We start from the raw sequence: 13,481 nt of genomic DNA on the forward strand, positions 1-13,481 counted from the left end.
GCCCGACGCTTACGACGCCAAGTACAAACGCTGGGTGCTGGCCGACCTGCCGATCGTTCCGGAAAAATGGAAGATGCTGGTCAAGCCCAAGACCGCCAGCCAATACAAGGCCGTCAAACGCTTGCTGGGGGAAGCCCAGGAACTGGTGATCGCCACCGACGCCGACCGTGAAGGCGAGATGATCGCCCGTGAACTGGTGGAGCATTGCCGCTACCGCGGGCCGATCCAGCGGCTGTGGCTGTCGGCACTCGACGACGCCTCCATTCGCAAGGCCCTGGCGGCGCTCAAACCCGGTGCAGAAACCTTCAGCCTGTATCACTCGGCCCTGGGGCGCTCGCGTGCCGACTGGCTGATTGGCATGAACATGAGCCGCCTGTTTACCCTGCTGGGGCGCCAATCCGGTTACCAAGGCGTGCTGCCGGTTGGCCGGGTGCAAACCCCGACCCTGCGCCTGGTGGTGGACCGTGATCGCAGCATCGCCGACTTCGTGCCGGTGGCCTATTGGGCCATCGATGTCGACCTGCGCCACGAGCACATGACCTTCACCGCCCAATGGCGCGCCCCTGAGGATGCCTGTGACGACCAGGGCCGTTGCCTCAACCCGCAACTGGCGCGGGACGCCGCCGACGCCATGCTCAACGCCGCCACGGCGCGGCTGGTGAAACTGCGTACCGAACGCATGCGCGAGGTGGCGCCCCTGCCCTTCGACCTTGGCACCTTGCAGGAGATCTGTTCGAAGAAGCTTGGCCTGGGCGCTCAAGAAACCCTGGATATCGCCCAATCCCTGTATGAAACCCACAAGGCCATCACCTACCCACGCAGCGATTGCGGCTACCTGCCGCTGAGCCAGCACAGTGAAGCGCCGAAGATTCTGGCGGCACTGGGCCGTGCGGACACAGCGGTCAACGAACTGATGCCGCACATCGACCCTCAGCGCCGTTCGCGGGCCTGGAACGACGCCAAGGTCAGCGCCCACCACGGCATCATCCCCACCGGCGCCGGCAAGGAGGTCAGCCAACTGACCGGCAAGCACCGTGCGGTCTATACGCTGATTCGTGCGCGCTACCTGGCGCAGTTCCTGCCCAACCATGAATACGACCGCACCCAGGCCGATTTCGACTGTGCCGGCCACGCGTTGCGCGCGGTGGGCAAAGTCATCATCGAGCCGGGCTGGAAACGCGCCTTGCCCGAAGCGCTGGCACCCGCCAAAGGTCGCGAAGCCCCAGCGCCCCAAGCATTGCCGACGCTGGTGCAGGGCCACGACTACGCCGTGGCCAAGGTCAACCTCAAGGACCTATGGACCCAGCCGCCCAAGCCCTTTACCGAAGGCGACCTGATCAAGGCGATGAAAAACGTCGCCAAGCTGGTGGAGGACCCGTTGCTCAAGCAGAAGCTCAAGGACACCACGGGCATCGGCACCGAGGCCACCCGCGCCGGGATTATCCAGGGCCTGCTGGACCGAGGTTATCTGGTAAAAAACGGCAAGGCCCTGTCGGCAACCCCGGCCGCGTTCAGCCTGATCGACGCCGTGCCCCGCGCTATCGCCGACCCTGGCACCACCGCCATCTGGGAACAGGCACTGGACATGGTGCAAAGCGGCGAAATGAGCCTGGAAGAGTTCGTGGCCAAGCAAGCGGCGTGGATGAGCAAGCAGGTGGCGCGCTGCAACGGCATGCGCATGACCATCACTGGCCCCGCCAGCCCCGCTGGCCGAGGAGCAACGCCGTGGAAAAAGAAACGCAAGGCCGCGCCACGTAAGGCTGCTGCCAGCCCCAAACGCGGGAAAAAGCCGGCAAATGCGGGATAAATACCGAAAAAAACCGGCCCATGACGTTTTTCGACAGGTTTAACGCCGCATTGGCCCTTGCTCCGGCGGGTTCGGTCTAGGATTCTGTAGGGGATCTGGACTACCAACAACAACACCGGAGTGGCCGCCATGAAGACCGTTGCACAACTGCTCAAAGCCAAGGACCAGAAAAACCAGGACGTCCACACCATCAAATGGGACCACACCGTGTTTGAAGCGCTGGTGCGAATGTCCGAGAAAAACGTCGGGGCCTTGCCCGTGGTCAAGGATGACGTGGTGGTCGGCATCATCAGCGAAAGGGATTACGCACGCAAAATCATGCTCAAGGGCCTCTCGTCGGTCACCACCAAGGTCCATGAGGTGATGAGCTCGCCGGTAATCACTGTGGATACTCACAAGAGTGTCGAGGAATGCATGAACATCATGACCGACAGTCACCTGCGCCACCTGCCCGTGGTCGAAGACGGCAAACTGCTAGGCCTGCTGTCCATCGGTGACCTGGTCAAGGAAGCGATTGCCGAACAAGCGGCCTTGATCCAGCAGCTGGAACAGTACATCCGCGGCGAATAGGGGGAACCCATGCTCGACACGCTGGACCATCAGCAAGACCACCTCGACACCCTGCATCGGGCCATGACCGGCCGGCGCTTTCTGGTGCTGACCGGCGCAGGGATCAGTACATCTTCGGGCATCCCGGATTACCGGGACGGTGAAGGTGTACGCCGGGGCAAGCCACCGATGATGTACCAGGAATTCCTCGCCACCCCCGAGGCGCGGCGCCGTTACTGGGCGCGGGCGATGCTGGGTTGGCCACGGGTGCGCATTGCCCAGCCGAACAAGGCCCACCTGGCGCTCGCGACCCTGCAACAACATGGGCGTATCAGCGGGTTGATTACGCAGAACGTCGACACCCTGCATGACCAGGCCGGCAGCCGGGATGTGATCGAGCTGCATGGCAGCTTGCATCGGGTGCTGTGCCTGGATTGCCAATTGCGTAGCGAGCGCGACGTGATCCAGCGGCAGATGGAGGTCGATAACCCGCACATGGCGCAGGTTCATGCGGTGCAAGCGCCAGATGGCGACACCTTGCTCGATCCGGTGTTTGAACAGCGCTTCCAGGTACCCCACTGCCCACATTGCGACGGCGCAAGGCTGAAACCGGATGTGGTGTTCTTTGGCGAGAACGTCGCACCGGCGACGGCGCTCAAGGCGATGACGGCGGTAGAACATGCCGAAGGACTGTTAGTGGTGGGGTCGTCGCTGATGGCCTATTCGGCGTTTCGCCTGTGCAAGGCGATAGTTGAACAGGGTAAGCCGGTGATTGCCATCAACCTGGGCAAGACGCGGGGTGATGAGCTGTTGCAGGTGAAAATCCAGGCGTCCTGCGAGCGGCTATTACCCTTACTGTCCGAGAAATTGAGATAGCGACGCATCAACCTGTGGGAGCTGGCTTGCCTGCGATAGCAGTGTGTCAGGCGAACATGTACCCACTGACGCATCGCCATCGCAGGCAAGCCAGCTCCCACAGGGGATCTGCGTAAATTTGTCACCAAAATCCCGCGACCCACCGCACAGAAAATGACGCCCAAGTCACGTTTTCCCGCATTCCCCCGTCCCCACGGCAATTTATGTAGTGAGCAAAAATAATCACTACATAACCGTTGACGTAACCTTTTTGTCCTTGCATGATCTAGACGTCTCTCGGATCGAGAGCGTTGGTAACAAGCGTTTTGAACAGGCTCGTCTGACCGCCGAGCTGTTTTTCTGGATGTGCACTGCCCACAAGGCAGATTGATGAAGCTGACCGGCCCCGAAAGGGACAGGTACAAGACGCTCAAACGCGGCTTGTCTTCGTAATCAGAGCATTGCGTAGCAGCCCATCAGCAAGACTACATGCATCAGCTTCAAGACCCTGCCCGTATTCGGCAGCCCGTCGCTGACGCCCGGTTTTAGTAACCGGAGACAACTCAACTGGTATTAACGAATCAACTGATAGATCGCCAACTGGTCAAGGGGCTTACACATGAATCTGAACAACCAACCAACTATCGATGAATTGGCTGAGATGTTCGCAGCGCAGAAAGACACACTCGACGACCATATCCTGTGGATTGGCAAATCGGGCGAAGTGCAAATTGACTGCCTGGCGCCCCATACCGAAGAAGCCGAGTTTGACCGCAATAACCGTGAGCTGGCGGCGCGCTTGAAGATGTACCGCCGTGGCCAGGGTTATGTCGGCAAGAAAGCCGCGGCTGACCGCAACTTTATCGAGCAGGTGTTCGACACACTTAATAATGCCTGGGCGTCTTTCAAAGACAGCTCGCAAGTTAAAGTGATCGACCGTTACTACTAAGTAGTCCTTAATTAATGTGGGCGCTGGCTTGCCAGCGCCCACATTTGTATTACCGGCTTAAAAAGTTGGAAACCTGCCCTTCCCCGCTTCATCTCGAAAGATATCAAACAACACCTGCGCCGCCGCCGACAGTTCATGCCCCGGCTTGGTCAGCACCCCAATCGGCCGTTCGATCACCGGGCCGGTCAAGGTAATGCAATGGGCTCCGGCCTCTTCCATCTGCCTGGCGCATAACGCCGGCACCGCGCTAACCCCCAAACCGCTGGCAACCATCTTGCCCACCGTCGCCAGTTGATGGCTTTCCAAGGCCACGGGCAATTTCATCTGCAAGGCCCCCAGGTGCTCTTCCAGCATTACTCGCACGGTGGAAGGCCGTTGCAGGGTGATGAACGGCTGTTCCAATAGAGCTTTCCAGTCGATTTCAGCGCGCTGTGCCAAGGCTGAATCTCCCGGGACCACGGCGATAAAGCGGTCCAGGTACAGCGGCGTGAACGCCAATGACGAGCCATCTGATGGCTCGAACGCCACCCCCAGCTCCACCTGACGGTCGCGCACCATCTCCAGCACCTGCTCATTGATCAGGTCATGCACCGTCACGTTCACCTGAGGGTAACGGGCGCGGAATATCTTCAGGATCGGCGGCAACAGGTTCCCCGCGAACGACGGCATGGCTGCCACCGTGACGCGGCCGCGTTGCAGGGTAAAACGCTGGCGCAGTTCGTCTTCGGCGTTGTCCCAATCGGCAATCAACCGGCGGGCCAGGGGCAACAGGGATTCACCTTCAGGGGTCAGCGCGACGTTGCGGGTATTGCGGCTGAACAGGCGCCCGCCTAAACCTTCTTCCAGGCCCTTGATGGTCAAGCTCAACGCCGATTGGGAGAGGTGCAAACGCTCGCAGGCAGCGGCAAAACTCAGGCTTTGCGCGACGGCGAGAAAGGCACGCATCTGTTTGACGGTCATGAGCTGCTCCGGACGATGACTGGACTATGCTGTTTTCTAAATCAATCAACCTTAAAAAACAACTTAACAAATCAATCCGCTGGCGCAACACTCAACTCACTGGCTGGACCACAAACAATAAAAGAGGTGCATATGGCAGGTTTCGATAAACGCGTGGCGTCCTATGAAGAAGCGCTGGCAGGCCTGGAAGACGGCATGACCGTGCTCTCCGGTGGTTTTGGCCTGTGTGGCATTCCAGAAAACCTCATCGCTGAAATCAAGCGCAAAGGCACCCGCGACCTGACGGTGGTCTCCAACAACTGTGGCGTCGATGGCTTTGGCCTGGGCGTGCTGCTGGAACAGAAGCAGATCAGCAAAGTGATCGCCTCCTACGTGGGTGAAAACGCCCTGTTCGAGAAGCAACTGCTCAGCGGCGAGATTGAGGTGGTGCTCACGCCCCAAGGCACCCTGGCAGAAAAAATGCGCGCAGGCGGCGCCGGCATCCCGGCCTTCTTCACCGCCACCGGCGTCGGCACCCCCGTGGCCGAAGGCAAGGAAACCCGCGAATTCAAGGGTCGCCCGTACCTGATGGAAGAGTCCATCACCGGCGACTTTGCCATCGTCAAAGGCTGGAAAGCCGACCACTTCGGTAACGTTATCTACCGTCACACCGCCCAGAACTTCAATCCGCTGGCCGCCACCGCTGGCAAGATCACCGTGGTCGAAGTCGAGGAAATCGTCGAACCGGGCGAGCTGGACCCGGCGCAGATCCACACCCCAGGCATCTACGTCGACCGGATCATCTGCGGCACCTTCGAAAAGCGCATTGAACAGCGCACCGTCCGCAAATAATCCCCGTCCAGAACAATAAGAGGAAACAATCATGGCGCTTACCCGCGAACAAATGGCTCAACGCGTTGCCCGCGAGATGCAGGACGGTTACTACGTGAACCTCGGTATCGGCATTCCGACCCTGGTGGCCAACTACATCCCCGACGGCATGGAAGTGATGCTGCAATCGGAAAACGGCCTGCTGGGCATGGGCCCGTTCCCGACCGAAGACACCATCGACGCCGACATGATCAACGCCGGCAAGCAGACCGTCACCGCACGCATCGGCGCCTCGATCTTTTCTTCCGCCGAGTCGTTCGCGATGATTCGCGGTGGGCATGTCGACCTCACCGTACTGGGCGCATTCGAAGTGGACGTACAGGGCAACATCGCTTCGTGGATGATCCCCGGCAAGCTGGTCAAGGGCATGGGCGGAGCCATGGACCTGGTGGCTGGCGCAGAAAACATCATCGTGATCATGACTCACGCCTCCAAAGACGGTGAGTCCAAGTTGCTCAGCCAGTGCAGCCTGCCGCTGACCGGTGCCAACTGCATCAAGCGCGTGCTCACGGACCTGGCGTACCTGGAAATCGAAAATGGCGCTTTTGTCCTCAAGGAACGCGCACCTGGCGTCAGCGTAGAAGAGATTGTGAGCAAGACCGCCGGTAAACTGATCGTCCCGGACCACGTTCCAGAAATGCACTTCCAGTGAGGACAGATTCCATGCAAGACGTCGTGATTGTTGCTGCCACCCGCACCGCCGTAGGCAGCTTCCAAGGTTCGCTGGCGAACATCCCGGCCCCGGAACTGGGCGCTGCCGTGATCCGTCGCCTGCTGGAGCAGACCGGCCTGGACCCGGCGCAAGTGGATGAAGTGATCCTCGGCCAGGTACTCACCGCAGGCAGCGGCCAGAACCCGGCACGCCAGGCTTCGATCCTCGCCGGCCTGCCCCACGCCGTGCCGAGCCTGACCCTGAACAAGGTCTGCGGTTCGGGCCTCAAGGCTTTGCACCTGGGCGCCCAAGCCATTCGTTGCGGCGACGCCGAGGTGATCATTGCCGGTGGCATGGAGAACATGAGCCTGGCCCCGTACGTATTGCCTGCCGCGCGCACCGGTTTGCGCATGGGCCACGCGAAGATGATCGACAGCATGATCACCGACGGCCTGTGGGATGCGTTCAACGATTACCACATGGGCATCACCGCCGAGAACCTGGTGGACAAGTACGGTATCAGCCGCGAAGCCCAGGACGCCTTTGCCGCCGCCTCCCAGCAGAAAGCCGCCGCCGCTATCGAAGCCGGACGCTTTGCCGATGAGATCACACCGATCCTGATTCCCCAGCGCAAAGGCGACCCGGTGGCCTTTGCGGTGGACGAACAACCCCGCGCCGGCACCACCGCCGAATCCCTGGCCAAGCTCAAGCCTGCGTTCAAAAAAGACGGCAGCGTCACCGCCGGCAACGCCTCCAGCCTGAACGACGGCGCTGCGGCCGTGCTGCTGATGAGCGCCGACAAAGCCAAGGCTCTCGGCCTGCCCGTACTGGCGCGTATCGCCAGCTACGCCAACGCGGGCGTCGACCCGGCCATCATGGGCATCGGCCCGGTCTCGGCCACCCGCCGCTGTCTGGACAAGGCCGGCTGGCAGCTGGCTGACCTGGACCTGATCGAAGCCAACGAAGCCTTCGCCGCGCAATCCCTGGCAGTGGGCAAAGAGCTGGAGTGGGACGCGCAGAAGGTCAACGTCAACGGCGGCGCCATCGCCATCGGCCACCCGATCGGTGCTTCAGGCTGCCGCGTGCTGGTGACCCTGCTGCATGAAATGATCAAGCGCGACGCCAAGAAAGGCTTGGCAACGCTGTGCATCGGCGGCGGCCAAGGCGTAGCCCTGGCGCTCGAACGCAACTGACCTGTAGGAGCGAGCTTGCTCGCGAAAAACCTCAACGATAACGCAGCGCTCCTCATAGAACGTGTTGCCTGTGAGTTCTTCGCGAGCAAGCTCGCTCCTACATATGAGACATAACGAGCAACATTGAAAAGGCCTGGTTCCACGAAAACCAGGCCTTTTCTTTTTCTCGATCCCCTGAATGAACTCGGTCAAAATGTGGGAACTGGCTTGCCAGCTCCCACATTTGATCTCATTGCCTGTCAGCTTGCGGCACCGCGAACACCGCGCTCGCCCGCAGCACCACCCGCTCCTCCACCTGCAAACTCAACGTGGCAAACGCCATCTGCCGTCCGCGCTTGTGGCTTTCCAAACGCACCACCATCCACTCCCCTACCTGCACCGCGCCCAGGTAATCCACAGTCATGCTGGCGGTAATCAACGGCAACGGCGGCTCACTGGAAAACGCCATGGCGTACCCCATGCCGATATCGGCCAGCGTCGCCAGCACCCCGCCGTGCACCGTGCCGCGCCCGTTGGCGTGACGATGATCGGCGCGCAAGCCGACTTCCAATTGCAGACCTTCGCCACGGCAATACGCCGGGCCGAGCAGTTCCAGCAGCGGGCTGCTACGTGGCAATGGGACAAAACCTTGGGGGACGACCTGAGCGTTCATGTTGGTTGCTTCCCTGGTGTGAGACTTGAGGTGTACGCCCGCCCCGACCCGGCAGCCACCACCATCAGCCGGGCAAATCCCAGGCAATGCTTTGCGTTAATGGGCCAGACCCGCTTTAATCTCGGCCAATTTCTCCTGCACATTTCAAGGAAACGCCATGCGCCACCTGGACGGCAACTCCCACCCGCTTCGCGCGCCGCTGTTAATCTTGCTGGCCGGCCTGGCCTTGGCCGGTTGTTCCCCCAAGGACCACTCTCGCGCCACCGTCATCAATGGCGAACAGGGCAAGGCCGGGGCGCAACTGGCCTATGAGCATGAATTGACCCTGGCCCTGCCCGGCGCTCTGCTCGCACCGCGTATGCAGGCCACTCGCGAGGCGTGTGAAACAGCGCGCTTTGGTGCCTGCAATATCCTTGGCATTACCGAAGACGGCCAGGGTGGCCAAATCATCCTGCGGATCGCGCCCACGGGTGTGGAGCCGATGGTCGCCCTGGCGGCCGAAGGCGGTAAGCTCGGCCAGCGCATCACCACGGCCGAAGACCTGGCCGATGCCGTGGCGGATGTGCGCCGTCGCCAGGACCGCCTGCAAGCCCAGCAGCAACGCCTCGACGAACTGGCCAAGCGCAAGGACATCACCGTCAGCGACCTGATCGTCCTGAGCAAAGAGCAAGCCGGTATTGAAAACGAGCTGCAGGAACTGGCCCAGGTTGCCGCCGGCCAGCAACGCCGCCTCGACACCAACCGTGTGACCTTGAACTTCCGTTCCTCGGACGGCGCCAACCAGGTGTCAAGGTTCACCCGGATGTTCAGCAACCTGGGAGACAACCTGGTGAACGGCACCGCAGACGCGCTGGAACGTGCCAGCTATGTGCTGCCCTTCGTGATCCTGGCGTTCCCGGTGGTGTGGTTGTGGGTGGGCTTGTGGCGCCGGTTCGTCAAGCGCCGCAGTTGATCAGCGCTTCAGGCAGCGCTGGTAGCGCTCATCCACGCGCTTGGCAAACCAGGCCGTGGTCAGGTTGCGGGTGATCTTCGGGCTCTTGAGCACAATACCCGGCAGGATCGCCCGTGGCAGCGGCTTGCCGGCCGCCTGGTCGGCCAGGCTGAAGACGCGCTTGTACAAGGTGGTGTCCTCAAAATCCAACTGCTCGCCCTGCTCCAGTTGGCTGCGAATGCTCGGGTTGCGCATGTCCAGCTTCGCCCCCAGTGAACGCACCGCCAGCTCGGTGGTGCCGGGCAGCAATGAGCCATAGCGGATCAAATCCCCATCCAGCGCCAGCTCTTTACCCGACACACGGCTGACTGCGGCCTGGAACGCGGCATTGCGGCTGGCGTACCAACCGGCGTTGAAGTCGGCAAAGCGGTACAGCGGCTGGTCGTAGCTCACCGGGTAACCGAGCAGATGGGCGATGCCGAAGTACATGCCACCGCGACGGGTGAACACTTCGCGGCGAATCGTGCCGTCCACCGTGTAGGGATAACTCCGCGCCTGTTTCTGCGCAAAGTCGATACTGACCTGCATGGGGCCTGCGGTGTGCACCGGGTTGAAGCCGCCAAACAGCGTATTGCCCAGGGGCACCATACTGATGAAGTCGTCGAAGATGCCGCTCAAATCCCTCTCCGTACGGGCGGCATTCAAACGGTCTGCGTAGGTTTTGCCGGTGGGCGAGCGCAGTTGCAAGGCGCTGCGCACCACGAATGCCGGCACATGCACCTTGCCGGCGCGGCGCAGGATTTCATCCTGAGCGATCTTGCCCATACCCGGCACCGGCGGGTCGACCTGATAGGTGGACTCTTGCTCGGTCACCGCCAATACCGCACAGATGTTTTCGTTGCTGGGGTAGATTTTCTGGGTGTCGAAGGCGGTATAGATGTCCTGGGCCCAACCGTTGCGGTCCGCGACCTTGGCCGGCAGCAGGCGCACGATCTGCGCCTTCACCTCGGCTTCACTGCGCTCGGGCTGCTGAGGGCCACGGGAGGTGGAACAACCGGCCAGTACCAGCAAAGGAATAAGGCAGAGCAGCAGACGCGTTGAATACATGGGGCTTCCTTGGTTAACGACAGGCCGGGCAGTGCTGATATCGACAGGTAAGTCTAACCGGGGTTCGTCGGCATGCCGAACCCCGTGCCTGGCAGTAACTGAAACATCCCACACAACTGCCGGATAAGCTCTACTCCTCGCCTGCGCAAACCTCTGCAAAGTCCCTCGCCTGATCAAACAGTGCGAGGGAGTGCAGATGGTTTTTTCCGTGACGCGTGCGGTTGACGGGGCCGGCACTTGAACCCGGCCATTGGCAGGCTGGCGCTGACGCCAATGAACGCGGAAACGGTCGACGTTGAAGGCGTCTTCCGTGACTTTCGCGATTGCTTGAACACCTTTGACGAGTGGGCCGAAAGCTTTTGGAGCTTCTCGGCGCTGGACGTCGAACAGGTGTTCAAGGTTGGGGAGGACGTCGCGCTGGTCGCGCCGATCAATCGTTCCCTCTTGCCCAGCAGCACCGTCGCCACGTGCCAGGCCACAGGGACCTTGACCCTGGTGCATATGTTCCAGAGCACCAGGTTCGTGCCCATCGGCAACACGCCGGTGGTGGTGCAACGCGTTGATCCAAACGGCGGCCCGCTGGGCGAGCCCATTCATAAGACCATCGGCCCCAGTGGCATCCTCGAAGTCACCGAGTGTGATCGCAACCAGCAATACCGGGTGAGTTTCTACCCCAACGTTTCCCAGGATCACCTCAAGGCGCTGTATGCGTCCTACCAGGCGGTGATCGCCGCGCTGGAAGCCCGGCTGCGCAAAGAATGGACCGACACCTTCCAAGCCCAGTGGAAAAACTACACAGACGCCCGCCCGCTTGAGCGGCGCCGCCTGCTGGAAGCGGCTTTTGCCAGTGGGTTGGGCAAGGCGCTTTACAGCCTGTGGGACAACATTGGCGAGTTGTCTGCGCTGCTGGCGGACCTCAAGCCCAACAGCGAAAAACTGCTGCACTACCTTTCGCAAACTGAGCTCGATGAACTACTGACCCTGGGCAGTGACGCGATCGCCCAGGGCTTGTTGGTGCTCAGTGATGAGCCGCTGCTGTTTATCTACTTGTCGGCGCTGGTCAGTTGGATGCGCATGCTCCCGCCGCCGGAGATGGCGGAACTGTGGGGTGAAATCACCGGTGAGGTGCTGATCAATCTGCTGCTGATTCGCGTGTTGGGTGCGATGGGCGTGGTGGTGCGATTGGGGGCTCATGTGCTCAGTCACGTCAAATCCGGGCGGGCGCGGGCGTTGTTGGAATTGCTGGCCAAGCGGGTGGAGGGGCCTCGGCTGGAAACCCATGTGGAGGTCGCCAAGCCGGTGTTGCTGAGCAGTGCGGCGACGCCGGTCAAGGCAGTGCCGGCTGCGCCGTTGAAGGCGGGCGATACGCTGGTTTCGAATTCGGTGCCGATGGTGCGCGGCAAGACCCAGCGCACGACGTTGGTTCGTCAGGAGCCTGTCGATGATGTGCCGGCTGTGGCTTCAAATCCCAAAGGAGATGCGGCGGCTTCTGCGGATAAAACGGTCACTCACGGTTGCCCGGTGTCGATGGTTACCGGCGAGGAGTTGCTCACCCTTACCGACGGCGCGCTGGATGGGATCTTGCCGTTTGAATGGACGCGGCTGTACCGCACCAGTGCGGTGGAAGTCGAGTGTGGGTTGGGGTTTGGTTGGAGCCATGCGCTGGCCCATCGGCTGGTGGTATCGGGCGATTCGGTGGTGTGGACTGACCATGAGAATCGCTCGACTACCCTGCCCTTGCCCACCGATTCTCGGCCCGCGATCACCAATAGCCTGGCCGAAGCGGCGATCTATTTGGGTTCGGCTCCTGATGAACTGGTGCTGGCCCAGGCCTCGCGGTTCTATCACTTCCGCGATGGTGTGCTGGTCTCGATAAGCGATGCGTATGACAACCGCCTGCGCCTTTTCCGTGATCGTTCAGGGCGGATTGAGCGGCTGGATAACGGCGCGGGTCGCTCGTTGCTGTTGCGTTATGAGCTGGATCGCATCGTGGCGGTGGACTACCAGGTTCATCGTGCCAAAGGCCGTGATCCCTACGTGTGGGAGACCGAGCAGAACGTCGTTTCCTACGCCTATGACGAAGATGGACGACTGGTTTGCGCGACCAATGCTGTCGGTGAAAGCGAGCGTTATCGGTACGACGATCAGCACGTCATTCTTGAACGCCAACTGGCCGGTGGGGCGAGTTTCTTCTGGGCGTGGGAACGATCTGGCAAAGCGGCGCGGTGTGTCCGGCATTGGGCGAGTTTTTCCCAGATGGACACGCGCTATGCCTGGGGGGATGACGGCCGTGTCACCGTGCATAACGCCGATGGCAGCCAGGAAGTGTATGTCCATGACCAGCGGGCGCGGTTGGTGCAGCGCATCGATCCGGACGGCGCGCAGCATTTCAAATCCTACGATGCCGAGGGGCGGCTGACCGTCGAACAGGATCCGCTGGGCGCGGTGACGGCGTATCAGTACGACGAAGCCGGACGCTTGGTGGCGTTGTTTCCGGGGGATGACGAGCCGACGTCTTACGAGCATGACAACGGCTTCGTAAGGGTTGTAAGGCGCGGTGAGGCGGTTTGGAAATATGAGCGCAATGACCAGGGTGACGTCATCCGCAAGATTGATCCGGATGGCAGCGCGATCGACTACAGCTACAACAAACACGGGCAACTGACGGGGGTTTGGTACCCGGATCACAGTTGCCATCGGCTGGTGTGGAATGAGCGTGGGCAGTTGCTTGAGGAGCAATTGCCCAATGGTGGGATCAAGCGTTATCGCTATGACGACCTCGGAAGGCAAATCGCCCGGGAGGATGAGCACGGCGCGCAAACAGTCTATGAATGGGACAGCGTCGGTCGGCTGATTCGCCTCGTCTTGCCAGGCGGCGCCACACGCGAATTCAGCTACAACCCCTACGGCAAAATCATCGCCGAACGCGACGAACTCGGCCACGTCACCCGCTACG

The 13,481-nt window shown here is 61.0% G+C and carries 12 protein-coding genes; 9 read left to right on the plus strand and 3 right to left on the minus strand.

Features of this window, described 5'->3' with window-relative positions:
* The 4 genes from GIW04_RS19180 to GIW04_RS19195 form a co-directional block, all read left to right on the plus strand.
* On the plus strand, positions 1 to 1,807 hold a 1,807-nt coding region (locus GIW04_RS19180; protein WP_236479130.1), incomplete at its 5' end, for a DNA topoisomerase III.
* A gap of 129 nt (positions 1,808 to 1,936) precedes the next feature.
* Positions 1,937 to 2,377, plus strand: a complete 441-nt coding sequence (locus GIW04_RS19185; protein WP_003190337.1) for a CBS domain-containing protein — start codon at positions 1,937 to 1,939, stop codon at positions 2,375 to 2,377.
* A 9-nt stretch (positions 2,378 to 2,386) separates the two neighbouring features.
* A complete protein-coding gene (locus tag GIW04_RS19190) occupies positions 2,387 to 3,232 on the plus strand; it encodes an NAD-dependent protein deacetylase (protein ID WP_003190336.1) in 846 nt (281 codons plus the stop codon).
* A gap of 598 nt (positions 3,233 to 3,830) precedes the next feature.
* The gene (locus GIW04_RS19195; RefSeq protein WP_003190335.1) at positions 3,831 to 4,160 is read left to right on the plus strand and encodes a hypothetical protein; all 330 of its coding nucleotides are present in this window, start codon (positions 3,831 to 3,833) and stop codon (positions 4,158 to 4,160) included.
* Positions 4,161 to 4,217: 57 nt separating this feature from the next.
* On the opposite strand, the gene GIW04_RS19200 is transcribed toward GIW04_RS19195, so the two are convergent.
* Positions 4,218 to 5,120: a LysR family transcriptional regulator gene (locus GIW04_RS19200; RefSeq protein WP_003190333.1), complete on the minus strand. Its 903-nt coding sequence runs from the start codon at positions 5,118 to 5,120 to the stop codon at positions 4,218 to 4,220.
* A 132-nt stretch (positions 5,121 to 5,252) separates the two neighbouring features.
* Here GIW04_RS19200 and GIW04_RS19205 point away from each other — a divergent pair, with 132 nt between their 5' ends.
* Genes GIW04_RS19205 through GIW04_RS19215 form a run of 3 tightly spaced genes read left to right on the plus strand, consistent with a single transcriptional unit; the run spans position 5,253 to position 7,835 of the window.
* Complete coding sequence (locus GIW04_RS19205; protein ID WP_003190329.1) at positions 5,253 to 5,951, plus strand: CoA transferase subunit A; 699 nt, start codon at positions 5,253 to 5,255, stop codon at positions 5,949 to 5,951.
* 31 nt (positions 5,952 to 5,982) lie between these two features.
* Positions 5,983 to 6,642, plus strand: coding sequence for a CoA transferase subunit B (locus tag GIW04_RS19210; RefSeq protein ID WP_003190327.1), 660 nt, complete (start codon positions 5,983 to 5,985; stop codon positions 6,640 to 6,642).
* A gap of 11 nt (positions 6,643 to 6,653) precedes the next feature.
* Positions 6,654 to 7,835 carry an acetyl-CoA C-acetyltransferase gene (locus GIW04_RS19215; protein ID WP_003190325.1) on the plus strand — a complete coding sequence of 394 codons (1,182 nt, stop codon included), beginning with the start codon at positions 6,654 to 6,656 and terminating at the stop codon, positions 7,833 to 7,835.
* Between the two features lie 229 nt (positions 7,836 to 8,064).
* On the opposite strand, the gene GIW04_RS19220 is transcribed toward GIW04_RS19215, so the two are convergent.
* Positions 8,065 to 8,487, minus strand: a complete 423-nt coding sequence (locus tag GIW04_RS19220) for a PaaI family thioesterase (protein ID WP_003190323.1) — start codon at positions 8,485 to 8,487, stop codon at positions 8,065 to 8,067.
* A gap of 157 nt (positions 8,488 to 8,644) precedes the next feature.
* Here GIW04_RS19220 and GIW04_RS19225 point away from each other — a divergent pair, with 157 nt between their 5' ends.
* A complete protein-coding gene (locus GIW04_RS19225; RefSeq protein ID WP_003190322.1) occupies positions 8,645 to 9,439 on the plus strand; it encodes a DUF4349 domain-containing protein in 795 nt (264 codons plus the stop codon).
* Here GIW04_RS19225 and GIW04_RS19230 read toward each other — a convergent pair whose 3' ends face one another.
* Positions 9,440 to 10,525 (minus strand): DUF1615 domain-containing protein, encoded by a 1,086-nt coding sequence (locus tag GIW04_RS19230; RefSeq protein ID WP_003190320.1) that lies wholly within the window; start codon positions 10,523 to 10,525, stop codon positions 9,440 to 9,442.
* 273 nt (positions 10,526 to 10,798) lie between these two features.
* Between GIW04_RS19230 and GIW04_RS19235 the strand changes: the two genes are divergently transcribed.
* The coding region (locus tag GIW04_RS19235) for a DUF6531 domain-containing protein (RefSeq protein ID WP_236479132.1) at positions 10,799 to 13,481 on the plus strand (2,683 nt) is incomplete at its 3' end.

The sequence above is a fragment of the Pseudomonas sp. PA-4-8C genome, assembly GCF_021606625.1.
Lineage (GTDB): Bacteria > Pseudomonadota > Gammaproteobacteria > Pseudomonadales > Pseudomonadaceae > Aquipseudomonas > Aquipseudomonas lactis.

Coding starts and splice junctions, on each gene's coding strand:
- GIW04_RS19195 (WP_003190335.1), top strand. CDS start 3,831: ATGAATCTGAACAACCAACCAACTATCGATGAATTGGCTGAGATGTTC.
- GIW04_RS19200 (WP_003190333.1), bottom strand. CDS start 5,120: ATGACCGTCAAACAGATGCGTGCCTTTCTCGCCGTCGCGCAAAGCCTG.
- GIW04_RS19225 (WP_003190322.1), top strand. CDS start 8,645: ATGCGCCACCTGGACGGCAACTCCCACCCGCTTCGCGCGCCGCTGTTA.
- GIW04_RS19215 (WP_003190325.1), top strand. CDS start 6,654: ATGCAAGACGTCGTGATTGTTGCTGCCACCCGCACCGCCGTAGGCAGC.
- GIW04_RS19220 (WP_003190323.1), bottom strand. CDS start 8,487: ATGAACGCTCAGGTCGTCCCCCAAGGTTTTGTCCCATTGCCACGTAGC.
- GIW04_RS19205 (WP_003190329.1), top strand. CDS start 5,253: ATGGCAGGTTTCGATAAACGCGTGGCGTCCTATGAAGAAGCGCTGGCA.
- GIW04_RS19190 (WP_003190336.1), top strand. CDS start 2,387: ATGCTCGACACGCTGGACCATCAGCAAGACCACCTCGACACCCTGCAT.
- GIW04_RS19230 (WP_003190320.1), bottom strand. CDS start 10,525: ATGTATTCAACGCGTCTGCTGCTCTGCCTTATTCCTTTGCTGGTACTG.
- GIW04_RS19210 (WP_003190327.1), top strand. CDS start 5,983: ATGGCGCTTACCCGCGAACAAATGGCTCAACGCGTTGCCCGCGAGATG.
- GIW04_RS19185 (WP_003190337.1), top strand. CDS start 1,937: ATGAAGACCGTTGCACAACTGCTCAAAGCCAAGGACCAGAAAAACCAG.